Source organism: Clostridium sardiniense (assembly GCF_019753795.1).
Classification (GTDB): domain Bacteria; phylum Bacillota; class Clostridia; order Clostridiales; family Clostridiaceae; genus Clostridium; species Clostridium sardiniense.
Map to the genome: position 1 here is coordinate 180,290 of NZ_JAIKTU010000009.1, position 26,375 is coordinate 206,664.

The following is a 26,375-nucleotide window of genomic DNA, read 5'->3' on the forward strand; positions in this document are numbered from 1 at the left end:
AAAAACTGTAGAGCTTTTTAAACTCTACAGCACTAAATTTATTAATTATTTTTTAGCTATTTCAACTCTAAGTGTCTTTCCTTTAATAGTCTTTGTTCTTAAAGCATCTAACACTTTTCTTCCTTTATTATTTAATATTTCAACAGTTGATCCCATATCTTTTACATCAATTATTCCTATATCTTCTTTATCAATACCTTCAATACTCATTATAGTACCAACAATATCTATAACTCTAATTTTTTTCTTCTTACCACCGTTTAAATATATCTTTGTAATATTTTTTGTTATTTTTTTAGTACTCTTTTTTATAACAGGTTTGCTTCTTAATAAACTTTCTCTATCCTTTATATTAAAGCTATCTTCTACTTCATTATAATTATTTATCTTAAAACCTATATATTCTTCTATTCTATCTAGATATTTATTTTCATAAGGTGTTATAAACGTTATAGACTTACCTGAAGTTCCAGCTCTTCCTGTTCTACCTATTCTATGAACATAAGCTTCCTTTTCAACTGGGATATCTATATTAATTACATGAGTTATATTATCTACATCTATTCCTCTAGCTGCAATATCTGTGGCTATGAGTATTCTAAACTTTCCTTCTTTAAATTCATTCATTTTCTTTGTTCTATCTTTTTGAAGCATATCTCCATGAATTTTATCAACTGAATATCCTTTATCCTTAAAATACTTAAAGGCAGCCTCTACATTATCTTTAGTTCTACAAAACATTATTGCAGTTTCTGGCCCTTCTTTTAATAAGATTTCATTAGCTTTATTTAATTTATCTTTTCCCTCTACCTTTACTAATTCATGAGTTATTTTATCAGTTATTAAACTCTGTGCTTTTATTTTTATTTCTATAGGTCTATCCATGTGCTTATTACTTAACTCATTAATCTTTTCTGGCATAGTCGCTGAAAATAACATAGTAACTCTCTTTCTAGTTATCCTTCTACATACACCTTCTACTTGCCCTATAAATCCCATGTTAAACATTTCATCAGCTTCATCTATAACTAAATAATTAAATGCCTTTCCATTTAAATTACCATTATCTAGATGATCTAATATTCTACCTGGAGTCCCTACAACTACATGTACCTTTCCCTTTAAAGCTTTTTCTTGTTCTTTAAAAGATTCTTTTCCAACTAATGCTATAGCTTTAATTCTTTTATATCTTCCAATATTTATAATATCATCTTTAATCTGCATAGCAAGCTCTCTAGTTGGTGCAAGTATAAGTGCTTGTGGAGTATTTTCTTCCCAATCTATTTTTTCGCATAATGGTATACCAAAAGCAGCTGTTTTACCACTTCCTGTTTGAGCCTTAACTATTAAATCCTTATTTAAAAGTGCCTCTTTTATTACAAGGTCTTGAACCTCTGTTGGCTTTTTATATCCTAAATCACTTAATGAATTTATTATTTCTTTACTTAAATTAAACTTATCAAATTCGTTTTTCATATCTTTTCTCCATAACTTTTTATTTTACTTATTTACTATAACATAAAATTTTATTCATAAACAAAAAAAGTGGTCATCTGACCACTTTAATTTGAATTAAATAGCTTTTTTTCACTAACTTTGTTTAAGTGCTAATTTTTTTAATTTTATTAATGGAAGAAAGTTCATAAAGATAATACTAAGTATACCTTCAACTCCTGCACTACTTATATTATATATACATGAATATATCCAGATATTCATTCCACTCGGTGAATATTGACCAAAAAATACAACACCTGATACTATTGATACTAAAACACTTAATGATACAGCTATAAATGCACCTATATTTGTTCTAAGTCTAGTATTAGTTCCAAAAGCTCCAGCTAGCCCAAGCGCCATGTTTGAAAGTATGTAATCTAATAAGAACTGTACTGGATGTACTATAAAGACTCCATTTAATAGCTTAAGAAGCCCAAATACTAGTCCACCTGTAACTCCTGTAGTTGGTCCATAAAAGATTGATAGTAACATTATTGGAAGCATTGAAAATAATGTTATTCCTCCACCTTGAGGATAGCTTATAAAATGTATTAAATATAGTAAAAATCCTATTGCAGCATACATACCTATTGCAACTAATTTTTTTGTACTTAATGGATTCTTTTTTAAACTAATTCCATATAATATAAATATACAAACAGTGAAAAGAACTATTATTATATTAACTATCATATCTAATCTCTTTTCACTTTATATGCCATATCCCAAAATTTCATTTCATAAAGGCTTGACCTTATAAATATATCCTTTAACTTTTTCTTTTTATCATCGCTTAAATCTTGGCACATTCTGTTTGTATAATCTAACCATTCTTTTGTGAATTCATCATATCCATTATCAACATAAACTTCTATCCATGGCTTATAAAAATTATTTTCTAATTTGTTATTATACCTTTTATAAAGTTCATGCCCTATATAATTGTAGCTCCAAGTACAAGGAAGTACAGCTGCTATTATATCGTATATATCACCTGTTAAGGCTTGTCCTAGCATATAACTTGTATAACTTGAATTACTTAAATTTATTACGCTATTTTCTGCGTCCTTTGGACTTACTCCAAACTCTTCTAGATATTTTATATGTACAGCTGTTTCATCTTCCATAGTTCCTCTTATAGAATCATAAAAAAATTTCATCTCTTCCATAGTTTCAGCTTTTACAACTCCAACACAAAATACCTTTGCATATTCTTTAAGATATAGATAGTCTTGAATTAAGTAGTCTTTAAACTTCTCTTTATCTAAAGTACCCTCACCAAGCTCTTTTACAAATGGATGTTCTAAGTACCCCTTAAATATATCCTTTGTTTCTTCAAATAAATAATCTGTAAATTTCATTTTCTCACTCCTTTTAATAAAAAAAGAGCATTAACTTTCTAAAATGCTACCGCAGTTTTAGAAAATTAATACTCTTTATAATTTAATAAATTAAAAGGCTTTCTATGTGAAACACACAGAAAGCCATAAATTACAGTATATAAAAGTAACTATTTTCTTGCTTCCCTCCGTTGGCATTATCCATATCAGGTTAAAGGGTTAATAGTAATATCTAACTATCTCTCAGCTTTTTTTAAAGCACCCCTAGCTATTTAATTCTCTTTTATTATAAACTATTTCCTTTTAAATTTAAACTTATATTTTAAAAGTTTAAATTAAGTTATCTGTTGATCTATCTAATATACCAGTTAAAAATGCAAGTATAACACCATAATTAGTTATTGGTATCTGCTTATCATTGCAAGATTTTACTCTATTTAAAACAGTTTTTCTATTTATCATACAAGCACCACAATGAATGATTAAATCATACTTCTCTATATCCTCTGGGAAATCATGACCTACTCTAAATTCAAAATTAAGTTTTCCTCCAACATACTTTTCTAAAAGTTTTGGAATTTTAACTCTTCCTATATCTTCATGTGAAACATTATGTGTACAGCTTTCTGATATTAATATAGTATCATTAGGTCTTAAATTTCTAACCTTATTTACACCTTCAATAAAAGCATTTAAATCTCCCTTTTGTCTTGCAAAAAGTATTGAAAAACTTGTAAGTCTAATATTTTCTGGTAATATTTGACTAACCTTTTTAAAAGCTTGTGAGTCTGTTACTACTAAATCTACATTTTTTAAATCTTCTAAAGCTTCTTTAAGTTCTGTATCACGAACTACATAACTCTTAATTCCATTATCTAAGCAATCTCTTATTACTTGAACTTGTGGCAATATAAGTCTTCCTTTTGGAGCTTCTGAATCTATAGGAACTACTAAAACTACTTTCCCATTATAAGGCACTAAATCTCCAATTAAAGATTTTTCATCATCTTCTTTTTCTAATATTTTTATTAATTCCTCTTTAAGATCATCTATTCCTATATCTGTTACTGTGGATGTGCATATTACATTAGAATTTTTATCTTTTAATGTCTCAACAATTTCTTTATTTGCAACTTCTGACTTATTTGCAACAACAACAAATGGAATATTATATTTTAAGGCTTCTATCTTCCATCTATCAAAGGCTTCAAAATCAGGACTTGATGCATCAAGTACAAAAATTGCAACATCTGTCTTTTTAAGCACCTCCATTGTTTTTTCAATTCTAAGTTTCCCTAGTTCTGATTTATCTTCAAGTCCAGCTGTATCTATTAAAAGTACTGGTCCAACAGGTATAAGCTCCATAGCCTTTTGAACTGGATCTGTTGTAGTTCCCTCTACGTCAGATACTAGAGACATTTCTTGTCCTAATATCTTATTCATTAATGAGGACTTTCCACTGTTAGTGTTCCCAAAAATAGCAATATGTTTTCTGTTTGAGTTTGGTGTATTATTCATACAAATCATCTCCTATTATAGGAAAAGGTCTCTCTTTCCTTCTTTTAACTTTTTAATATTGTTTAAAACAATATTTTTTGTTTTTTCATTCTTTATTTCATTAGCTACTTTATTTGCATTCCTTAAGGCCTTTTCCTTAAATTCTTCATCACCATAATCTAATGCATATTCTACAAGAGTTGTTATAGCGTTAGGCTCACATACATTTTGTATTTCTCCTGACTTTGCAAGAGCCATAAATCTGTCACCTGTTCTCCCTTTTCTATAACATGCTGTACAATAACTTGGTATATAACCATCATCTAACAATTCCTTAATAACTTCAAGTGGTGTTCTCTCATCTGAAGTCTCAAATTGCTTATCATCATGGCCTTTTTCTTCTCTTTCCTTGTATCCTCCAACTCCTGTGCTTGATCCTGCTGAAACTTGAGATACTCCGTATCTTAATACTTCCTTTCTCATTTCTGCTGTTTCTCTTGTTGAAAGTATTATTCCCGTAAACGGTACTGCTATTCTAAGTACTGCAACTATTCTTTTAAACATTTCATCAGTTAAAAGATGTGGGAAGTTTTCCATTGTAACTCCATTTGCCTTTCTAAGTCTTGGCACTGAAATTGTATGGAATCCAACTCCAAACTTCTCTTCTAAATGAGCATTATGCATCATAAGTCCTAAAACTTCAAATTTAGGATCCGCAAGTCCAAATAAAGCACCACCACCAACATCATCTATTCCAGCTTCCATTGCTCTATCAAAAGCAGTTAAATGATATTCATAATCTCCTTTTAATGATTTTGGATGCATTCTTTCATATGTTGGCTTATGATAAGTTTCTTGGAATAAGATATATGTACCTATTCCAGCCTCATTTAACTTTTTATAGTTTTCTACTGTTGTTGCAGCAATATTTACATTTACTCTTCTTATTTCTCCGTTTTCATTTTGTGTATTATATATCGTTTTTAAACATTCTAATACATAATCAATTGGAGCATTTACTGGATCTTCTCCAAGTTCCAATGCTAATCTCTTATGTCCCATTTTTTCTAATATTCTAACTTCTTGTGCAACTTCTTCTTGAGTTAACTTTCTTCTAGCAAATTTATTGCATCTTTGATATCCACAGTAAACACAATTATTTACGCAATAATCACTTACATATAGAGGAGCAAACATTACTATTCTCTTACCATATATGCTTTCCTTTATTTCTCCAGCTAATTTATACATATCCAAAACAACATCATTATCGTCTGTTGATAAAAGTATAGCTATATCCTTGTAATCTAAATTTTCTTTTCTTTTTGCTTTTTCTATAACTTCTCTTGCTTCTTCTTTAGTTGGATTTTTTGTTTCTTCTAAAATTCTATTAATTAATTCGTGATCTATAAACATATTTACTCCTCCTATATGGTCACATCTTTATAAGAAAAGATCTCTCTCTCCATTTTTTAATCTTTTAATATTTTCTAAAGTTATCTCTTTAGTTTTTTCATTTTTTATTTCATTAGCTATTTTTTCTGCTGTATTTAACGCTTTTTCCTTAAAGTCTTCATCTCCATAGTCTAAAGCAAATTCTACAAGTGTAGATATAGCATTAGGTTCACACACATTTTGTATTTCTCCAGACTTTGCAAGAGACATAAATCTATCTCCTGTTCTTCCCTTTCTATAACATGCAGTACAATAGCTTGGTATATATCCATCTTCTAATAATTCTCTTATAACTTCTAAGGGTTTAACTTCATCAAAAAGTTTAAATTGTTCATCATGTTCTTGATTCATTTCTCTCTTTTTATATCCACCAACAACAGTACTTGATCCTGCTGATATTTGAGATACTCCATATTTAAGAGCTTCTCTTCTTATTTCTGCAGGTTCTCTTTCAGTAATCATCATTCCTGTAAATGGAACTGCGATTCTAATTACTGCAACTACTCTTTTAAACATTTCATCAGTTAGAAGATTTGGTAAATCCTCCATTGTAACTCCCTTTGCTTTTCTTATTCTTGGAACTGAAATAGTATGGAATCCAACTCCAAACTTTTCTTCTAAATGGGCATTATGCATCATAAGTCCTAAAACTTCAAATCTTGGATCTGCAAGTCCAAATAAAACTCCAGCTCCAACATCTTCAATTCCAGCTTCCATTGCTCTATCAAAAGCAGTTAAGTGGTACTCATAATCACTCTTTAATGATTTTGGATGCATTTTTTCATAGCTTGGCTTATGATAAGTTTCTTGGAATAATACATATGTTCCAATTTCTCTATCTTTAAGCTTTTTGAAGTTTTCAACTGATGTTGCAGCTATATTTACATTAATTCTTCTTATTTCTCCATTTGCATTTTGAGTTTTATACATTGTATCTAAACACTCTAAAACATATTCAATTGGAGCATTTACTGGATCTTCTCCAAGTTCTAATGTTAGTCTTTTATGACCCATCTTTTCTAACAGCTTAACTTCTTCAGCTATTTCTTCCTGAGTTAATTTTCTTCTTTCAAATGAGTTACATCTTTGATATCCGCAATAAACACAATTATTTACACAATAATCACTTACATAAAGTGGGGCAAATATAACTATTCTCTTACCATATATACTTTCTTTTATTTCTCCTGCAAGCTTAAAGATTTCTTTTTCAATTTCTTCATCTTTAGTTGCTAAAAGTATAGCTATATCCCTATAGTCTAAAGTTTCTCTTCTCTTTGCCTTCTCTATGACTTCTCTTGCTTCTTCTCTAGTTGGATTTTTTGTTTCTTCTAAAATACCGTTGATTAATTCGTGGTTTATAAACATTTTTACTCCTCCTAAATGATGCCCCTCTTAGTTGTTCTCCTTAAGCCACTTTACATTATCTCCTCTATTTACTTCCACTTCATATCCAAATCTTCTCATTCTTCCTTCTATGCACATTCTGCATTCTGCTGCTTCATCACCTGTACATATTTTACCATCATATAGAGCATATTTATCTCTAACTTCTGTTGGTGAAAGATTTGGCATAACAACATTTCCGCCTGCTTTTATTCCTTTTTCACGTCCTAATGGATCAACACTTCCTAAGGCTGTTGAGGCTGGAAGTAATACATCTGGAAGTAATAATCTAATTATAGCTAACATAACAACTGTCTTTTCTAAAGTTCCACCAGTTTCTTCTCCAAGTGGTGTATCCTTTTGTGGTATAAATGGTCCTATACCACACATTTCAGGCCTAAACTCTTTTACAAACAGTAAATCATTAACTAAATCTTCGTTTGTTTGTCCTGGAAGACCAACCATAAATCCAGCACCTGCTTGATAACCTATTTCTTTTAAATTTCTAAGACATTGCATTCTTTCTTCAAAAGATGCACCTGGATGAAGTTTATCATATAAATGTTTTGATGCTGTTTCATGTCTCAAAAGATATCTATCAGCACCTGCTTCATATAACTTCTTGTATGACTCATAGCTTCTTTCACCTAATGAAAGTGTTATTGCATTATTAGGATGTCTCTTTTTTATCTCCTTAATAATTTCAACCATTCTCTCATCAGTAAAATATGCATCCTCCCCACCTTGAAGTACATACGTTTTATATCCAAGCTTATCTCCAATATCAGCACATTGTATTATTTCATCGAAAGTTAATCTGTATCTATCAGCATTTTTGTTGCTCTTTCTTATTCCACAATACATACAGTCTCTTTTGCAATAATTAGTAAACTCTATAAGACCTCTCATATAGACTTTATTACCATAATTTTGCATTCTTATATCATTAGCTTTCTCTATTAAATACTCTTTGTCTTCATCTGTTATATTATCTAAAAGATATACAAGTTCTTCTCTGCTGGCATTGTGTTCTTTATATAACTTATTTATAATGTCTATTACTTTCATACATTTCCCTTTCTACTTTATATTTCTTTTTTAGCTATTGCCGTTTTAACTGTCACGCCTTTTATATTTCCAAGCTTTCCAGTTAAACTGTTAATTTCATTTAATTCTCCTGTCACTGTTAGAGAAATAACTGAAATTCCTTCTTCAAATGGTATTCCCATTCTACCCCTAATACTTCCTCTAAAGTTTGCTATAACAGTGTTAAACTCTTCTTGACGCTCCTTAGGAGTTTCAAGTATAGCACTAATTACCGCTATTTTTTTCATATTAAAAAACCTCCAAAAAAAAGGACTGATTTTCTTATAATAAAAAGAAAATCAGTCCAATATGTATCACTAGTAAAGATATTTTAACGCAAAAATACCTTTTTATTAATATACATTATTAAATTAATTTTCTTCCAGGTTAGATTACTCTTTTCTGTTAGATTATTTGTAAAGTAATTTAAAGGAACAAATATAAAAAGAACACTCTCTTAATATTTGAACACTAATATATTATAGTATAAATTTCCTAAAATTTATATACCTAACTTCATTAAAACACTATCTATTATTTGTTTTTTCTTTTCTGTTAAATATTTACCATAATAATTTTTATTTTCATCAATATTATCTATGTACATTAAGAAGAAATTATCAAATTCCCAATCATATCTCTCTTCTATTTCTTTTACTATATCTCTAAACTCTTCAATTGAATTGCTCTTTTTAAATTTTCTTATTTTACTTTCTAATAAAGTATTATATTCTTTTATCTTTGATACAATTCTTGCTATTACTTTTCTCTTATTTTTCAAGAAGTATTTTTCAAATTCAGTTTTAAGTTCAATAAGTTCTTTTACTGTATATCCTCTTCCCTCTATATATATAGTAGCTGAACCTTTATAGAACACACTCTTTATTATTCCTTCAATTAATTCTGATTCATTTTTAAATTCTTTTAAATAATCTATTCCACCAACTATTTCTATTGCTTTTTCTAATTGCTTAGCTGACTCTTCTATTTTTTTATCCTTTATTTCAATAACCATGTATTTCTCCTTTTCTCATATAAGTATATTAATATTATAGTAGCGTAGGAAAACATTGTCTATGATATAATAAAATATACTTTCTATTTGTTAATTAACAATTAACATTGTCGAATTTTTACTATATTATTCATATTTTGAAATATTTTATTGTTATTGGTTTTATTACTACTATATAATAAATACATATATTAAAATAATTTATACGAGGTTACATATGGATTTACTTAATGATATAAAAAACAGACTATGTATATTTAAAGATTTCTATGACACTATTAGATTAGTTGACCCAATTAATGATAAAGTTTTACACATGGATTCTAAAACAAATGTTAAGGAATACGAAGACCTTCCTTGTCACGCATTTTGGAATAAAAATATCAAATGTAAACATTGCATATCTTTAAAGGCTTACAATGAAAATAAAACTTTTGTTAAGATTGAACTAAAAGAAAATAAAATATTTTTAGTTACTGCAACTCCAATCATAAATAATGAGACTACATATGTTGTAGAATTAATAAAAGACGTATCAAAAAATAGTTTTCTTAAAGATAAATCAGATTGTATAACAATAGAAAATCTTCTTAGCTATTTATCTGAAACATTAAACAAAGATGAATTAACTAATATTTATAATAAAAGAGTTATTTATGAAAGACTTTCAAAATCTTTATCTTCAGATACTTCTACACTTCCACTTTCAATAATAATGCTTGATATAGACCATTTTAAAAATATAAATGATACTTATGGTCACTTAATAGGTGATAAAGTTTTAAAAGAATTTTCTTCTGTTGTTTCATCATGTCTTAGAAAAAAAGATGATTATTTTGGAAGGTTTGGTGGAGAGGAGTTTATGATAATTTTAGAAAACACTCCTTTAGATACTGCAAACCTTATTGCAGAAAGAATAAGAGAAAAAATAGAATCTAATCTATTTAGCTATAAAGACATTTCTATAAGATTAACTTGTAGTCTAGGTGGATATACTATTAATGATTTAAATATAGATATTGAAGATTTTATTCAATTAGCTGATGAAAATTTATATTTAGCTAAAAATAATGGACGTAACAACACAATATTTACATCAAATCCTGAAAAAGAGAATTAGAGCTGATTATATAAAATCAACTCTATCTTTCTTTTATCCTAAATTTATTCCTTTAGTAATATACCCTTACATAGAAATTATGTTTGAATTATTATTAGTTTTATACGTTTCATATGATAACACTATTAAAATCAACTATTCTTAGTTCTATTACTTTATAAATCTACTAGTCATTCATAAACTATCATTATAATTACTTTTGTTAAAATATAATTTTTCCTCAAAATATAAAAAAAGAGATTCATTAACTCTAATCTATTCATAGTACTGTTACACTGCAACTTCTAGAATTTAATAAATCTCTAAAATCTTCTATTAATAAAATATTATTTTATCTTTTTCTTTTCTAACTGAACTTTAAGTCTTTCAAGCCCAATAATTATTGCCCCACCTATTATAAAATACACTATACTAAATGTACTCATATCCATAGGTGCTTTTGGCACTTCAAGGGAAGTTGGACCCATAACTACTGCATATAGTGAACCTATCATTAATCCTAATATACAATATATTGTTTGTGATCTATAATTTGCTAGAGCATATTTTACTCCCTTTATAGTAACTGCTATACCAGTTAATACTCCAAGTCCAAAAATTATAACTATTGGTAAATAGTCAAAATTAAATTTAATTACTTGCTTTATAGCTCCAAGTATTGGTGCATAAAGACCAAATATTAAAAGTATAGTTGATCCTGATATTCCAGGAAGAACCATTGCAGATATTGCAATCATTGCAGAAATAAATATATAAACTACAAGACCTATAGTTAAATGGTCAGTTGATACAATAACGCCTTCTCCACCGGCTGATGCTGGATTAAGATATGAAATTCCTACAACAATGATTATTCCAAGTATTAAAAATAATATGTTCTTATACTTACCTATAATACTCTTTCTCTCTTCTTTAAATATTATAGGAATAGCTACTATAATAAATCCTATGAAAAGTGAACTTATTTCATAAATATGTTGTTCGAATATTGATGTTATAAATAATACAGATAGTACAAACCCAAATATCCATCCTATTCCAAGTTTAATTAAAAATTTTATTGCATCTATTCTTTCTTCTTTCTTTCCGACTACTACATTATTCAAAGAATTTATAAACTTATCATAAAATCCAAGGATAAATGCAATTGTTCCTCCAGATACTCCAGGAACACTATCAGCTAATGCCATACAAAAACCTCTTATGAAATTAATAATGTACATTCAATCTCTCCTCTTATTTAAGTTATTATGCTAAATAATAGTATATTTATGTTAGCACTAGAATATATTTTACATTTTTTCCTTTTAAAAATCTAGCTTTTCTTATTCTTCTTTATAAAAAATTAAGGAGATAAACTAAACTCAAAATTTATCTCCTTAAAAATTACCCTATAAATAATCTTAAAATTTCTACTGTTATGCCTGCAATTATTGCACTTAATGGAACTGTTAAAATCCAAGCCCATATAATATTCTTTGCAACTCCCCATTTAACAGACTTAACATTTTTTGATGCTCCAACTCCCATTATAGTTGTTGTAATAACTTGAGTTGTACTTACTGGTGCATCAAATATAGTTGCTCCAAGAATTGAAGTAGCTGCTCCCATTTGAGCTGCAAATCCACTTACGGGAGTAAGTTTTGCCATACCACTTCCCATTGTCTTTATTATTTTCTTACCACCAATTGATGTTCCAAGAGCCATTGCAAGTGCACATGCTCCTATTACCCAAGTTGGAACTTCAAATGTGCTTATAAGTCCACCACTTAAAAGTGCCATTGTAATTATACCCATTGACTTTTGAGCGTCATTCCCCCCATGGTTTAATGCCATAAATGCTGATGCTACTATTTGTAGCTTTTGGAATAATCTATTTACGAATCTTGGCTTTAAAGGTTTAAGTATCCAGTTTAATGCTACCATTATTATGTAACCTAAAACAAAGCCAATAGCAGGACCCAGTACTAACCATACTATTACATGATCAAATACATTTGCCCACTGAACTACACTAAAAGTTTTATTATAAGCTATACCTCCGCCTATTAATGAACCTATAAGTGCATGAGATGAACTACTAGGTATACCAAAATACCAAGTTAATAAGTTCCATATTATACACGCAACTAGTACTCCAATTAATACCCATTGTGGCATAAACTGATGACTTACTATGTCATCTCCAACAGTTTTAGCAACCGCTGTACCCATGAAGGCTCCTAAAAAATTAAATACAGCACAAAGAAGTATTGCTGTCTTTGGTTTTAATGCTCTTGTTGTAATTGTTGTTGCAACTGCTGTTGCAGTATCATGAAATCCATTTATAAAATCAAATGCTAATGATAAAACAACTATTACAATAGTAATTATAACAGCTGTACTAGGCATTCTTCATTACAACTCCTTCAACAATAGTTGCAATAGTTTCGCAATCATCTAATGTATTTTCTAATAACGAGAAGATTTCTCTCCACTTTATTATTTCTAAAACATCATCTCCACTTTTAAATAAATTTGTAATAGTTTCTCTATAGTATTTATCACCATTATGTTCAATTAAATTAATTTCTTTTATCTTTTCTACTATTCTATTATTTTTCTTCCCTATCTTCTTAAGCTCTTCCATTAAGTTTACAACTTCTTCTGTAGCATGAACTATCATATCACACATTTTAACAGCTTCTTCTCTAACTTCTTTTATATCATATATAATAAGTCTACTACCTGCTGAATCAATTGAATCTAAAATATTATCCATCTTCTTGATTAATCTATATACATCTTCTCTATCTAGAGGTGTTATAAATGCCTCTTCTAATTGAAGTATGCTATCATGAACTATTTTATCTCCTTTATGTTCAAGCTTTCCTATAGCTTTAGAATTTTCCTCCTTGTTTTGTAATTCAACAAATCCTTTCTTTAGTAATTTACCTGCTTCATGAATATTCTTTGCTTCTTCAACAAACAATACAAAAAATTTATCTTCTCTTGGATTTAAATTGAACATTTTTGTCACTCCTTATTAACAGCTAACGGTATTAATACCGTTCCTATCTTAGTATAATCGTTAGCTTTTTTTATTTAAATGCTTTATCTATTTTGTTTACTTATTATTTTATTATTTAACTTAAATTTAATATTATGAGTTATTTGTTTAAATTTTATAACGTTTACACAGTTTTTATATTAGATATGCCGAATTAAAAAAATAAAAAAGATACGTAAAATTGTTAATTTTACGTATCTTAAATGTATAATTAGGAAGATAATATTTAATATTTCACTTAAGAAATTTAAAATCAAATTTTAGGATTTATTAAGCAAAGTATCTGTCTAATAATCCTTTAAATGCTCTACCATGTCTAGCTTCATCTTTACACATTTCATGTACTGTATCATGGATCGCATCTAGGTTTAATTGTTTAGCTAAAGTTGCTAAATCTTTCTTTCCTTGGCAAGCTCCAAATTCTGCATCTACTCTTTTTTGTAAGTTTGTTTTTGTACAAGCATCAACAACTTCTCCTAAAAGTTCTGCAAATTTTGCAGCATGTTCTGCTTCTTCAAAAGCTATTCTTTGGTAAGCTTCTGCTACTTCTGGGAATCCTTCTCTATCTGCTTGTCTTGACATTGCAAGGTACATTCCAACTTCTGTACACTCTCCCATGAAGTTTGCTTGTAATCCTTCTACAACTCTTGGATCTACGTCTTTTCCAGCTCCAATTCTGTGTTCATCAGCCCAAGCCATTTCTCCTACTTGTTCCTTGAATTTATCAGCTCCAACTCCACATACTGGGCACTTTTCTGGTGCAGTTTCTCCTTCATGAATATATCCACATACTAAACATACAAATTTTTTCATATCTAATCTCTCCTCTATTCTCTTTATTTAATTCACACACTTTTTTTACTTTTATTATAGGTTTTTATAGGTGTTTTATTTGTTTTATTTTCTATAGTCATTATTATATAATAATTATTATCCATTGTAAACACCTTTTTTAAATTTTTTATTTCATAAGAAAAGAGAGGGTATAAACCCTCTCAAAAAAACTTTCTCTATAAATTTATTTTTATTAGTAGTATAAATTTTCTGTTGGATATTCTGCATCGCAAGTTATATCAACTCCAAGCTTCCTAAATGCTTGCTCATCATTATTACTAATTATTGTAGTTGAATGAGCTTGTGATCCTTTAAGCATAGGAAGCTTTTCAACAGCAACTTGAGCCATTGGATTAGTAGCAGCACAAATACTTAATGCCATAAGAACTTCTTCACAAGTAAGTGCTGGTCTTTTAGAAGCTAAAGTTTCCTTTTTTAATCTTATTATAGGATTTAATATAACTGGAGAAATTAAATGAATATCATCTGAAATATTTGCAAAATGCTTTATTGCATTTATAATAACGGCTGCTGTTCCATCCATTAATTCTGAAGTCTTACCAGTAAGTATTGTTCCATCTTCTAATTCAATTGCAACTGATGGACATATATCATTAGTATCTTGAAGTTTTCTAAGTCTTTCAGAATTTTCTCTAGCCTTTATAACAACTTTTCTATCTGATTCTTTTAAGTTTAGCTCGCTCATTATTAATGATACTCTTTGGAATGTTTCTTTATCAACATATCCCTTTTTGTATTCACAAGCCGTTTTAAAGTATCTTCTTATAATTTCTTGTCTTGAAGCTTCTTTAACAACTTCATCATCTATAATACCAAATCCAACTCTATTAACACCCATATCAGTTGGTGATTTATAAACAGATTCTTCTCCTGTTATCTTTTCAATTATTCTTTTAAGAACTGGAAAACTTTCAATATCTCTATTATAGTTTACTGCAACTTTATTGTAGGCATCAAAATGGAATGAATCTATCATATTAACATCCTTTAAATCTGCTGTAGCAGCTTCATATGCAATATTAAGAGGGTGCTTTAATGGTACATTCCATACTGGGAATGTTTCAAACTTTGAGTACCCAGCTACTCTTCCATTTTTATTTTCATGATAAAGTTGGCTTAAGCATGTTGCAAGCTTTCCACTTCCTGGACCTGGTGCAGTAACTACAACTATTGGTTTAGTTGTTTCTATATATGGGTTCTTTCCATATCCTTCATCACTTACTATTGTATCAACATCAGTTGGATATCCTTTAGTTGCTCTATGCTTATAAACTTTAATTCCTCTTCTTTCAAGTTTATTTATAAATATATTTGTAGCAGGTTGATCATCATATCTTGTTATAACAACACTGTTAACATCTAAATCATATGCTCTAAGCTCATCTATTAATCTTAAAACATCAGCATCATATGTTATACCAAAGTCGCCTCTTATTTTATTTCTTTCAATATCCCCTGAATATACACAAATTATTATCTCTGCATTTGCTCTTAATTTATGTAATAATTTAATTTTAGCATTTTCATCAAAACCAGGTAATACCCTCTTAGCATGTAGATCTTGAAGTAACTTTCCACCAAATTCTAAATATAACTTATCGTAATTATTTACTCTTTCTAATATGTACTTAGATTGTTCTTCTAAATATTTTTTGTGATCAAATCCTACTTTCATAATATCTCCTTTATATACTTTATTCTTTAATTTTTTATAACAACCATTATTATTGCACAAATTAATTCTAATGTAAATTTGTATAATACTTAAAATATTCGTTAAATTAATATAAATTAAAAAAAGAAGTAAAATAACTTCATTTTACTTCTTTTTTTATTTATTACTTTGCTTTACATTTATTATATATAGGACTATTTTCATAAAAATAAGTAAACCATAAAATATTAACAAAGAATATGTAATATAATGGTTCTCCTGCTGTAAATCCTTTTAATCCTATAAGTGATAGTAGTCCTAAAAGACCTATATATTTGTGTTTATTATACTCCATAGAACTCCCTCCAAAATTGTATTCTTCTTTTATTATATACAAATTTAGGATATTTTTCTATGAATTATTAATTTTACTTAAATGTATATTTATATTCTGGTCTTCCGATATTTCCATAATCTATTGTAACTATAGCTTTATCTATACTTTCTAAATAATCTATATACTTTTTAATAGTTACATTACTTACACCTGTCTCTTTAGATATTTGTCTTATAGTCCAATATTCTTTTTTATTATTTTCTATAACCTCATATATCTTATTTAGTGTGGTCTTATTTATTCCTTTTGGTAGATCTCTATATTCATTATTTGATATATTATCATCACTATATAACTTATCAACTGCTGTTTGATCTAATTTAGATGTACCTATCAGAAGGCTTCTTTTCTTGTTATATTTCTCTATAGCTTTTTTGAATCTGTCAAATTCAAATGGCTTTATAAGATAATCAATAACTCCATATGCAAAAGCTGTCTTAATTTCTTCTGTATTATCTGCTGCTGTCATCATTATAACTTCGGTTATAATTCCACGCTCCCTTATATGCTTTAATATCTGTATACCATTTTCCTTTGGTAAATATATATCCATTAATATTAATGCTACATCATTTTTTTCTAATAACTTGATAAGATCTTCTTTATTCGAAACAGTTCCCACTACCTGAAAGTCCTCAATCATTTCAACATATTTTTTGTTTATAAGTGCTACCATTGGATCATCTTCAACAATAACAACATTTCTCATTTTATCCCATCCTTTGTATTACAACTTTAAATTTTTTATGTTTTCTATATTCTTTTATCTCTATACTTCCTTCGTACAGGTCTACTCTACCTTTAACAGTAGATAGTCCTATACCACGTCCTTCCCCTTTAGAACTTACCCCGTTTTCAAATAATTTATCTTTAATTGATTTATTTATTTTCTTTCCATTATCACTTACTTCTATTTCTATCTCTTTATCATTTTCATCTATAAATACTTTAACAAAGCTTTCATCTTCATCCTCAACACATGCATCAAATGCATTTTCTATAAGGTTTCCAAGAATAGTTATTAAATCTATAGATGTTATATTTCCATGATTTTCTTTCATATAAGAGCTTTCATCTATTATAAACTCTATATTTCTCTCTTTTGCAATTAATTTCTTGCTAAGTAACATAGCACTTATTAAATTATCATTTATATTTGCTACATTAGTTGAATTTTCTAATACTTCTTTCTGACAATCATAAATATATTTTTTAGCTTCTTCATACTCCTCTACATTTATTAATCCAAGTATTACGTGCAATTTATTTTTAAATTCATGAACATTTGCCCTAACACTCTTTAACAGTCCATCTATACCTGTTATTTCTCTTGCAAGTCTATTAATATTCTCACCTTTTAATAGAGTAATTACAGCTCCTAAGTATTTTCCTTGTTCTTTTATAAAGCTGAGATTAATAAATACCTTTTCTCCAGATAAATTAATTTCCTTCATTCGTACACTTTCATGCTTCTTTATGTATTTATCTAATTTATCTATAAGTTCATCAATGTTTAAATTATCAAATATCTTAAGGCAATTATCATTTATTTCTAAAATTTTGTTATTATTATCTATGGCAATAACACCTTCATCTATAGAGTCTAATATTATTTTCTTTTCATTATATAATCTTGCAATTTCATCTGGTTCCATTCCAAGCATTTCTTTCTTTATTTTTCTAGCAAAACTTTCTGAAAGAAATATTGTGATTGTAATTATTATTATAAAAAGTAATAGTGCTCCACCAATAACTTTATTAGTAAGGGTTTGAACATCTTTTAAATACTTACCAACCATAACAAATCCAACTTGATGTCCATTATAATAAACAGGCTCAAAATATCTAAGTGTCACTCCCATAGACCCCTTCATAGTCGAATAATAACTAGTACCATACTTTATTACATCTGTGTTGTCAGGATTTACATACTTTTTACCTATTTGATTACTATCTAAATGAGAGTATTTTTCACCACTCATATCTCCAGTAACTATAATATCTACATTATCGAACTTTTCAATATAGCCTTGGACATACTTTTGAATTGAAAAATCATTTTCTTTATGTGCTAATTTTTCTTGGACTAAAGGGGTGTTTGACACCACATAAGCTATTTCCTTTAAGTCTTTCTTTATTCCATCTTTTATATCATCTACCCTAATATTCATAAAGAAAGCAAAAGTAAGAACAAGCGGTATTGCAGCTATTATTATACTTCGTTTTCTAATTCTTCTCTTAAAGCTCATTTTCCCCTCCTAATTATAGTTTGTATATTAGATTATACATATTCATTGTTCTTTTAACAATTAATTTTACTATAAAATAGTCCCACTAGATTATATTACTAATCAAAGTGGGACTATATAAAATATTATGCTATTGCATTTTTACATTCATTTTCAGTTAAATACTCATTCATATTGTCATATGAAATACTTATCATATTTGTTAAAGCTTCATCTGTATATGAACCCATATGAGGAGTTATTAATACTTTAGGGAACATTCCTATAAGTTTTTCTATATTTTTATCTTTTATATCTTGTCCATTTAAATTCTTAAAGAATATTTCACTTTCTCCTTCAAATGTATCTACTCCAAATCCAGCAAGCTTTCCACTTTCAAGACCTCTAATTATTGCATCTAAATCTTGAAGTTCTCCTCTTGCTGTATTTATAAGTATTGAATTATCTTTCATTTTTGAAATAAATTCATCATTTATAAAGTGATGATTAACATCTTTGATAAACGGCATGTGTATTGATACTACATCTGATCTATTCAATAATTCATCTTGACTCACAAATTCTACAACTTCTTTTGCAGCATCACTTTGGAATACATCATAAGCTAAAACTTTAGCACCTAAGCCTTTGAAAAGTTTTGCTGTCGTAAGACCTATTCTTCCGGCTCCAATTACACCTACTGTACAATTTCTAATTTCTTTACTAAACATAGTTGCATCAATAGTAAAATCCTTATCCTTAGTTCTATTAACTGTATATGCTGTATGTCTAAGTAACATCATTGCTAATGTTACTGCAAGTTCTGATATTGCATTTGGTGAATATCCAGGTACTCTTGCAGATTTAAGACCAAGTTCTTTAACTGCCTCTAAATCAACATGGTTAAATCCAACTGTTCTTGTAAGAACGTATTTTAATCCATGCTTGCTTAATAATTCTAAGTTTTGCCTATCTGCCATACAGTTACCTCTAACCATTATAGCTTCAGCACCTATTGCTTCTTTAACATTTTCATGATTTAATCCCTTTTCTACAAGTTTTAAATCATATCCGTATTTATTTAATTTATGGAAGAACTCAACTTCTGTTTCTCTTACTCCAAAACAAACTAATTTAATTGACATACAAGTCATCTCCTTCTTATGCTATCTAAACAAATAATCCTAAGTTTTTAATTACTTCTAATACAACTATCCAACATGGCATAGCTACTACTGCAACTATTGTTGATAATAATGAACAGTTAGATGATAAAAGTGATTCTTTATCAAAACTTATAGCATATGCAGCTGCAACTGTAGCAGTTGGTGTTGCCATCATTATTACTACTGTAGCTAGTCCAACATATGATACTGGTAATATACCTGTAACATTTAATACATATAGTAATACAATGTTTATAAGTGGTACTATAATAACTTTTTGTATACTATACATCCATGATTCCTTTGAAGCCATAGCTTCTTTAAATGGTATTGTCGCAAGTTTTGCTCCAATTGCAAGCCATGCAAGTGGTGAACATAATGAACTTAAATATGTTAATGGTTTATAAAGCCATGGTAATGTTTGATCTATTCTTAAGAATGCATAATTCTTTACACCTTCTTTAGTTGTAACCGCAACTTGTGGTAATGAATCTTGGAATAACCATATAAATAATCCTAAGAATGTAGCTATAATTATTGGATTTAAGAACATATCTTTTAAGTTCTTCTTCATGTTACTCTTATCCATTTTTACGCCTGACATTTTTATGTAACCGTATGAGTAAAGGAATACTCTATAAGCTATATTAAATATTGATGAGTACATAACTCCGATTGGTCCATAAACAGCTTGTACTATCGGAGTACCAAAGAAAGTAGTTGAACCAAATATAGTTAATACTCTTAAAGTGTCTTGCTTGTCCCCTTGATATTTTGAGTAAATTAATTTACTTATAAATATAAGAAGTATGTATATTACAAATCCCCATATTAAAAGGTTTATCCCTTCTTGCATGCTCTTCTTATCTATATCTACTAAGAATGCTTTTAATGCAAGTGCTGGAATTGCTACTGATAGAACAACCTTAGTTAGTATTTTTGATGCTCCATCATTGATTATGTTTTTCTTTCTTAAATAAAATCCTAAGAAAATAATTGCTATTGATGAAAAAATTGCTCCGATAATTGCATTATCTGTTAATGTTTTTCCTAAAATGCTTAAGATGTCCATTAATTAAATCCTCCTCTATTTATCTTTTTTAATTTATGATTGCTTTTGTTATTTCTTTCACATTTATGTTATAACATTAACAATTAACTTTAAATTATATTTAAATTTCTAAATAATTATTTAACTTATTTAAGTATAATTGCAATTCCAAATCACTTAATTAACTTAATTAACTTATTTTTTGTTAATTTATTGACAATATTTGATATTAATTTAGATTCTTGTCTTATTTTTATATAAGTACAATATCTAGTATTATCTATATTTTTATTATTTTAAACTTTAATTCTTATATTAATTTTAAAAAAGTTCAATAACTTCTTGTTATTGAACTCCCAATATATTAACTATAAAATTTTCATTAAGTTCTTTTGAAACTATATTCTTGACCTTTACTTTTGCATTCTCATTTATATATTCTAAAATAGGATCTGTAATATATGCAAGAGTATCTAAATATAATTTTTCTCCACTAATTATATTTAGAGCTACTTCTTTTTGAGAATATAACTCTTTACATTCACTTAATACATTATAAACCCCAATACCACACCTTTTAATTGGAGTTTCCTGAGAGATATACACTCTTCCTTCAAAGATTTCATCTCTATTTAGTAATTTATTTATATAAAATTCTATCATTTCTTTAGATATTATTTTCTTATTTGCTATATTACTTCTTTTTATTGTTTCCTCATTTATAATTATATTTATAAATTTTATATTTTTATAAGATAGCGACTTATTTATACCTTCTGTAAAATCATTATCATCTCCAAGAATAATTATATTATCATATTCATTTATTTCATCTTTGAAAATATCAACTACTGCATACTTATTCGTCCTTGTTAAATCTATAAAAGTTACTTTATATCTATTAATATTTATTTTAAAAGTATCATAAAAACTTATTATATTATCTTTTAATTTTATTTTCCTTTCAAAATTTGAAGTCTTAAATTTATCTATATTTTTAACTATAGCGGATTCCCCTATACCATAGTATAGTATTTTTATATTATTCTCTTCTCTCACAGCAAACTCCCCTTTAATGTCCTTAAATATATTGTACCATGAATTAGCTTATTTTTTAACAAAGTAACCTATGATAAAAAAGAGCTAGCAATTTTTCAGTTGCTAACTCTCCTGCATTATACTTTAAATATTTCTTTTATATCATCTTCATTATAATTTACAATTAATTCTTCTGGGAAATCTAGTTCTTTTACTAACTTAATACAATTATCAAATTTTCCAATATCATAACATATATGTGCATCACTACCAAATATAATTTTAACTTTTTCCTTTTTACATATATTTAGCATCTTTGTATCATTTTCTAATGCACCTTTTCTAAACCCATTTGGCTTTAATGATGAATTATTAAGTTCTAATAAAACGCCTTTTTCTTTAGCTGCTTTAACTATTTTTTCATAATTTACTGGATATCTTGCATCATCTAAATGACCTATTATCTTTATATTTGGCCTATCCATAGCATTTATTACAGCTATCGTATTCTCTTCTTCAGTACCTGATGCTATACATGTAGCATGTAAACTAGCAATTGCATAATCTAGCATCTCTAAATCTTTATCTATTAAATCCAAATTCCCTTCATAATCTAAAATATTCACCTCTGCACCAACTAACGTTCTGACATTGTTTATTTCCTTTGGTATAACTCTTAAATTATGAAAATGAAATATATGTGCACTTCCTGGCATTTGAGGCGCATGATCTGATATTCCTAAGTATCTCAACCCTTTATTACTTGCACTATCTATATTTTCTTTTACAGTACTATAAGCATGCCCACTAGATACTGTGTGTGTATGTAAATCTATTAACTCTCTCATTTAAATTCCTCCTTAAGTAACTATTAATACATTTTACCATAAAAAATTATTATAACAAAAATAACTAAATATATTTATATAAATTATTATTGACTATATGCATTTATAAGAAAAGCAGAAATCTTAAAGACTCCTGCTTTATTGGAACTTATAGGCATAAATATTAAACTTTTATGATTAATACTTATATAATTCCTTAACCATTTTTATTATAGATCTTACATATTATTTTTAAATATTTTAAAGAATAGTAAATACCTTATATTCAAATTAACGCTCTATTTCTTTATCAATATTTAATAATTGTTTCTTATAAAATATAGCAAAAGCTATTATCGTAATGGTCGCCGCTATAATATCTGCTGATGGTTCTGCCATTAATACACCTGCAAGCTTATTCTCAAAAATCATTGGTAATAACAATGCTAATGGTACTAGCAGTATTATTTTTCTAAGTAAAGCTAAAACTAAAGATATTTTTGCTTGTCCAAGCGCAAGGAATGTTTGTTGGCATCCAACTTGTGCTCCATAAATTAGAATTCCTGCAAAGAATATTTTTATACTCCATGATGTTATTTCAAGAAGCTGAGGATCATTATTAAATATTCTTACAAACATACCAGGAGACATCATAAGTAACAACCACATAACAGTTGAATAAACTAAGCAGCTTATTATAAGCAATTTAAAAGTCTTCTTTACTCTATCTAATTTCTCTGCACCAAAATTATAACTAATTATTGGTTGTGCCCCTTGTGAAAGACCTATAAGAGGCAAAATAATTATCTGCATTATACTACTCATTATAGTCATTGCACCAACTGCAAGGTCTCCTCCAAACTTTAATAATTGATTATTCATTATTATTATAACTAAGCTTTCAGTAGCTTGCATTATAAAAGGTGATACCCCAAGTGCTACTATAGGTAATAATATTTTTAATTTTGGCATTATATGCTCTTTTCTTATTTTTAAAGTACTTTTTTTACCAAATAAAAACTTTAATACCCATATAGCTGAAACTAACTGCCCTATAACAGTTGCAAGCGCAGCACCTTTTACTCCTAACCCAAATCCAAAAATTAATATTGGATCTAATATAATATTTATAACAGCTCCAATGACAACTGTAGCCATTCCTATTTTGGCAAATCCTTGTGTATTAACAAAAGGATTCATTCCTAAGGCAATTTGAACAAATACTGTTCCTATTAAATAAATTCCTAAATATTCTGATGCATAACTTATAGTAGCTTCACTTGCTCCAAAAGCCCAAAGTAAGGGCTCTTTAAATATTAAAAATCCTATGGTCATAAGTAAACCAATAATAACTAATGCTCCAAAGCTATTACTCATTATTTTTTCTGCTTCATCATTCTTTTTCTCACCCATCTTTATAGCTGCAATAGGTGCACCTCCAGATCCAATAAGAGCACTAAATGCAGCAACTATCATTATAATTGGAAAAGCAACTCCAACCCCTGCCATAGCAAGTCCTCCATTAGGAATTCTTCCAATAAAGATTCTATCTACTATGTTATATAATACATTTACTAGTTGTGCTATAATCGCTGGAAGTGCTAATTTAAATAATAAACTCTTAATATTTCCATCGCCTAAATTTATAACCTTTTCTCTCATACTCTTCCCTCATTCTTCTTTTATTAATTTTATACATATAATATTAATCTTTTTGCAATACTTTTTCAACATTAAATGAACTAAAATTCATAAAGTTTTTTATTTATATTATTTAATAAAACAAGTGATAATAGCACTACTATTATCACTTGTTAATAATTCTATATATTATATTTTATGTTTTTCTATAAATCTTCTTATTCTTTTAACAGCTTCCATTATATCATTCATTGATGCTGCATAGCATGCTCGTATAAAACCTTCTCCACAATCTCCAAATGCATTTCCTGGTACTGCTAAAACTTTTTCTTCCATTAAAAGTTTTTCACAAAATTCATCCGATGTCATTCCTGTTGATTTAATACAAGGAAATACATAAAGAGCTCCTAATGGCTCAAAACACTCTAGTCCCATTTTTCTAAATCCGTCAACTAATACTCTTCTTCTTCTATTATACTCTCCTGCCATTTCTTTTACACTATCATCGCCGTTTTTAAGTGCTTCTATAGCAGCATATTGAGCAGTAGTTGGAGAACACATAATTGCATATTGATGTATCTTTTTCATAGCATCTATTAACACTTCATTTCCACATGCATATCCAAGTCTCCAACCTGTCATTGCATAAGCCTTTGAAAATCCATTTATTATCAGCGTTTTATCTTTAACTTCAGGAAAACTTGCAATTGATACATGCTTCTTATCATAGGATAATTCGCTATATATCTCATCTGATAAGATTACTATATCTTTATCTTTTAATACATCAACAATCTTTTCAAGCTCTTCTCTTGTCATTATAGCTCCTGTTGGATTATTAGGAAACGGTAGTATTACTACTTTTGTCCTAGGAGTTATCGCTTCTCTAAGCATATCTGGCGTAAGTTTAAAATCATCCTCTGCTCTTAAATTAATTATTTTTGCTGTAGCTCCAGTAAATGCAGTACATCCTCTATAAGCTACAAAGCTTGGTTCTGGTATTATAACTTCATCACCAGGTCCAACTAAAGCCCTAAGTGCTAAGTCAATACCCTCACTGCCTCCAACAGTTACTAATATTTCGCTCTCCGCTTTATAAGAAAGATCGTATCTTCTGTTCATATAGTTTGATATCTCTTCTCTTAATTCAATAAAACCTGCATTTGAAGAATAATGAGTATGACCTTTCTCCAATGAATATATTCCAGCTTCTACAACATTCCAAGGTGTAACAAAATCTGGCTCTCCGACACCAAGTGATATAACATCTTCCATCTCATTTATCATATCAAAATATTTTCTTATCCCTGATGGAGGCATGTCCTTTACTTTGCTTAAAATCATTTTTTCCATCATCATATAAATATTGCCTCCCTATCATTAATCTTTTTATCTTTAAATATTGTTCCATGATCTTTATATTTCTTAAGTACAAAATGAGTTGCTGTTCCTTGAACATATTCTTGTACTGAAAGTTTTTCAGATACAAACATAGCAACTTCTTTCATTGTTTTCCCTTCAACTATAACAGTTAGGTCAAAGCCGCCTGAACTCATTAAATAGCATGCTTTTACATTTGAAAATTTATATATTCTCTCAGCTACTTTATCAAATCCTTCTCCTCTTTGTGGAGTTATTTTGACTTCAATTAAAGCTGTTACTGTCTCTCTTCCTGTATTCTCCCAATTAATTAAAGTCGTATAACCTGCAATTATATTCTTTTCTTCATAATCTCTTATAGCATCTCTGACTTCTTCTACTGTTTTCCCCGTCATTATAGCAATTTCTTCATCAGTATATCTACTGTTTTTCTCTAATACTTCAAGAATTTCTTCCATTTTTTATTCCTCCCTATAGATCTCAATAATCTTTTTCTTTTAAAATAAAAAAATCCCTCATCCCCAAAAAGGGACGAAGGTTACTAACTCTTTCGCGGTACCACCCTAATAAGTAAAAATATTACTATAATTACTCACTCAGTAGGAATACATATTATATTCCTTCCTCTTTAACGGTAGGACTCCGGTACTATTTTATTAAGCAATAAGCTTATTTCTCAATAGACAACTC

The 26,375-nt window shown here is 28.3% G+C and carries 25 protein-coding genes, 1 riboswitch and 1 other annotated feature (1 of these 27 cut by a window edge); of the genes, 1 reads left to right on the plus strand and 24 read right to left on the minus strand.

Annotated features, from left to right (window positions below):
- Positions 1-45: 45 nt before the first annotated feature.
- The 9 genes from K5V21_RS12395 to K5V21_RS12435 form a co-directional block, all read right to left on the minus strand.
- Positions 46-1,476: a DEAD/DEAH box helicase gene (locus K5V21_RS12395; protein ID WP_221861509.1), complete on the minus strand. Its 1,431-nt coding sequence runs from the start codon at positions 1,474-1,476 to the stop codon at positions 46-48.
- Positions 1,477-1,590: 114 nt separating this feature from the next.
- On the minus strand, positions 1,591-2,193 hold the full coding sequence (gene thiT, locus K5V21_RS12400; RefSeq protein ID WP_221861510.1) for an energy-coupled thiamine transporter ThiT: 603 nt from the start codon (positions 2,191-2,193) through the stop codon (positions 1,591-1,593).
- A gap of 2 nt (positions 2,194-2,195) precedes the next feature.
- On the minus strand, positions 2,196-2,861 hold the full coding sequence (gene tenA, locus K5V21_RS12405) for a thiaminase II (RefSeq protein ID WP_221861511.1): 666 nt from the start codon (positions 2,859-2,861) through the stop codon (positions 2,196-2,198).
- A 145-nt stretch (positions 2,862-3,006) separates the two neighbouring features.
- Positions 3,007-3,116: riboswitch (TPP riboswitch) on the minus strand.
- Between the two features lie 54 nt (positions 3,117-3,170).
- A complete protein-coding gene (hydF, locus tag K5V21_RS12410; RefSeq protein WP_221861512.1) occupies positions 3,171-4,358 on the minus strand; it encodes a [FeFe] hydrogenase H-cluster maturation GTPase HydF in 1,188 nt (395 codons plus the stop codon).
- A gap of 15 nt (positions 4,359-4,373) precedes the next feature.
- Positions 4,374-5,753 (minus strand): [FeFe] hydrogenase H-cluster radical SAM maturase HydG, encoded by a 1,380-nt coding sequence (gene hydG / locus K5V21_RS12415; protein ID WP_221861513.1) that lies wholly within the window; start codon positions 5,751-5,753, stop codon positions 4,374-4,376.
- Positions 5,754-5,780: 27 nt separating this feature from the next.
- Positions 5,781-7,160, minus strand: coding sequence for a [FeFe] hydrogenase H-cluster radical SAM maturase HydG (hydG, locus tag K5V21_RS12420; RefSeq protein WP_221861514.1), 1,380 nt, complete (start codon positions 7,158-7,160; stop codon positions 5,781-5,783).
- A gap of 27 nt (positions 7,161-7,187) precedes the next feature.
- Positions 7,188-8,246, minus strand: coding sequence for a [FeFe] hydrogenase H-cluster radical SAM maturase HydE (gene hydE / locus K5V21_RS12425; RefSeq protein WP_221861515.1), 1,059 nt, complete (start codon positions 8,244-8,246; stop codon positions 7,188-7,190).
- A gap of 17 nt (positions 8,247-8,263) precedes the next feature.
- Positions 8,264-8,512 (minus strand): TM1266 family iron-only hydrogenase system putative regulator, encoded by a 249-nt coding sequence (locus K5V21_RS12430; protein WP_221861516.1) that lies wholly within the window; start codon positions 8,510-8,512, stop codon positions 8,264-8,266.
- Between the two features lie 254 nt (positions 8,513-8,766).
- Positions 8,767-9,279 carry a hypothetical protein gene (locus K5V21_RS12435; RefSeq protein ID WP_221861517.1) on the minus strand — a complete coding sequence of 171 codons (513 nt, stop codon included), beginning with the start codon at positions 9,277-9,279 and terminating at the stop codon, positions 8,767-8,769.
- Between the two features lie 217 nt (positions 9,280-9,496).
- Here K5V21_RS12435 and K5V21_RS12440 point away from each other — a divergent pair, with 217 nt between their 5' ends.
- A complete protein-coding gene (locus tag K5V21_RS12440) occupies positions 9,497-10,399 on the plus strand; it encodes a GGDEF domain-containing protein (protein WP_221861518.1) in 903 nt (300 codons plus the stop codon).
- Between the two features lie 326 nt (positions 10,400-10,725).
- Here the strand turns inward: K5V21_RS12440 and K5V21_RS12445 are convergent, their stop codons facing one another.
- From K5V21_RS12445 to K5V21_RS12515, 15 genes are all read right to left on the minus strand, one after another.
- Positions 10,726-11,622, minus strand: coding sequence for a DUF368 domain-containing protein (locus tag K5V21_RS12445; protein ID WP_221861519.1), 897 nt, complete (start codon positions 11,620-11,622; stop codon positions 10,726-10,728).
- Between the two features lie 163 nt (positions 11,623-11,785).
- Entirely contained in the window at positions 11,786-12,790 is a 1,005-nt protein-coding gene (locus tag K5V21_RS12450; RefSeq protein ID WP_221861520.1) for an inorganic phosphate transporter, read from the minus strand.
- Positions 12,783-13,409, minus strand: coding sequence for a DUF47 domain-containing protein (locus K5V21_RS12455; protein WP_204593627.1), 627 nt, complete (start codon positions 13,407-13,409; stop codon positions 12,783-12,785). Before K5V21_RS12455 ends, K5V21_RS12450 begins: the two co-directional genes overlap by 8 nt.
- Before the next feature lie 309 nt (positions 13,410-13,718).
- On the minus strand, positions 13,719-14,261 hold the full coding sequence (locus K5V21_RS12460; protein WP_204593626.1) for an NADH peroxidase: 543 nt from the start codon (positions 14,259-14,261) through the stop codon (positions 13,719-13,721).
- Positions 14,262-14,475: 214 nt separating this feature from the next.
- Positions 14,476-15,978: a DUF1846 domain-containing protein gene (locus K5V21_RS12465; protein ID WP_204593625.1), complete on the minus strand. Its 1,503-nt coding sequence runs from the start codon at positions 15,976-15,978 to the stop codon at positions 14,476-14,478.
- Positions 15,979-16,141: 163 nt separating this feature from the next.
- Positions 16,142-16,312, minus strand: coding sequence for a DUF3796 domain-containing protein (locus K5V21_RS12470; protein WP_221861521.1), 171 nt, complete (start codon positions 16,310-16,312; stop codon positions 16,142-16,144).
- Between the two features lie 73 nt (positions 16,313-16,385).
- Positions 16,386-17,063, minus strand: a complete 678-nt coding sequence (locus K5V21_RS12475) for a response regulator (RefSeq protein WP_221861522.1) — start codon at positions 17,061-17,063, stop codon at positions 16,386-16,388.
- Position 17,064: 1 nt separating this feature from the next.
- A complete protein-coding gene (locus tag K5V21_RS12480; protein WP_221861523.1) occupies positions 17,065-18,603 on the minus strand; it encodes an ATP-binding protein in 1,539 nt (512 codons plus the stop codon).
- A gap of 125 nt (positions 18,604-18,728) precedes the next feature.
- Positions 18,729-19,727 (minus strand): 2-hydroxyacid dehydrogenase, encoded by a 999-nt coding sequence (locus K5V21_RS12485; RefSeq protein ID WP_204593621.1) that lies wholly within the window; start codon positions 19,725-19,727, stop codon positions 18,729-18,731.
- A gap of 25 nt (positions 19,728-19,752) precedes the next feature.
- Entirely contained in the window at positions 19,753-20,820 is a 1,068-nt protein-coding gene (locus K5V21_RS12490; protein ID WP_207758137.1) for an AEC family transporter, read from the minus strand.
- Positions 20,821-21,144: 324 nt separating this feature from the next.
- The gene (locus K5V21_RS12495; protein ID WP_221861524.1) at positions 21,145-21,858 is read right to left on the minus strand and encodes a hypothetical protein; all 714 of its coding nucleotides are present in this window, start codon (positions 21,856-21,858) and stop codon (positions 21,145-21,147) included.
- A gap of 116 nt (positions 21,859-21,974) precedes the next feature.
- A complete protein-coding gene (locus K5V21_RS12500; protein ID WP_221861525.1) occupies positions 21,975-22,685 on the minus strand; it encodes a phosphatase in 711 nt (236 codons plus the stop codon).
- 270 nt (positions 22,686-22,955) lie between these two features.
- Positions 22,956-24,326, minus strand: coding sequence for an MATE family efflux transporter (locus tag K5V21_RS12505; RefSeq protein ID WP_221861526.1), 1,371 nt, complete (start codon positions 24,324-24,326; stop codon positions 22,956-22,958).
- Between the two features lie 168 nt (positions 24,327-24,494).
- Positions 24,495-25,664 (minus strand): pyridoxal phosphate-dependent aminotransferase, encoded by a 1,170-nt coding sequence (locus K5V21_RS12510; RefSeq protein ID WP_221861527.1) that lies wholly within the window; start codon positions 25,662-25,664, stop codon positions 24,495-24,497.
- Complete coding sequence (locus K5V21_RS12515) at positions 25,661-26,143, minus strand: Lrp/AsnC family transcriptional regulator (RefSeq protein ID WP_204593616.1); 483 nt, start codon at positions 26,141-26,143, stop codon at positions 25,661-25,663. Before K5V21_RS12515 ends, K5V21_RS12510 begins: the two co-directional genes overlap by 4 nt.
- Before the next feature lie 66 nt (positions 26,144-26,209).
- Positions 26,210-26,375 (minus strand) — a binding site (T-box leader); it runs 99 nt beyond the window's last position.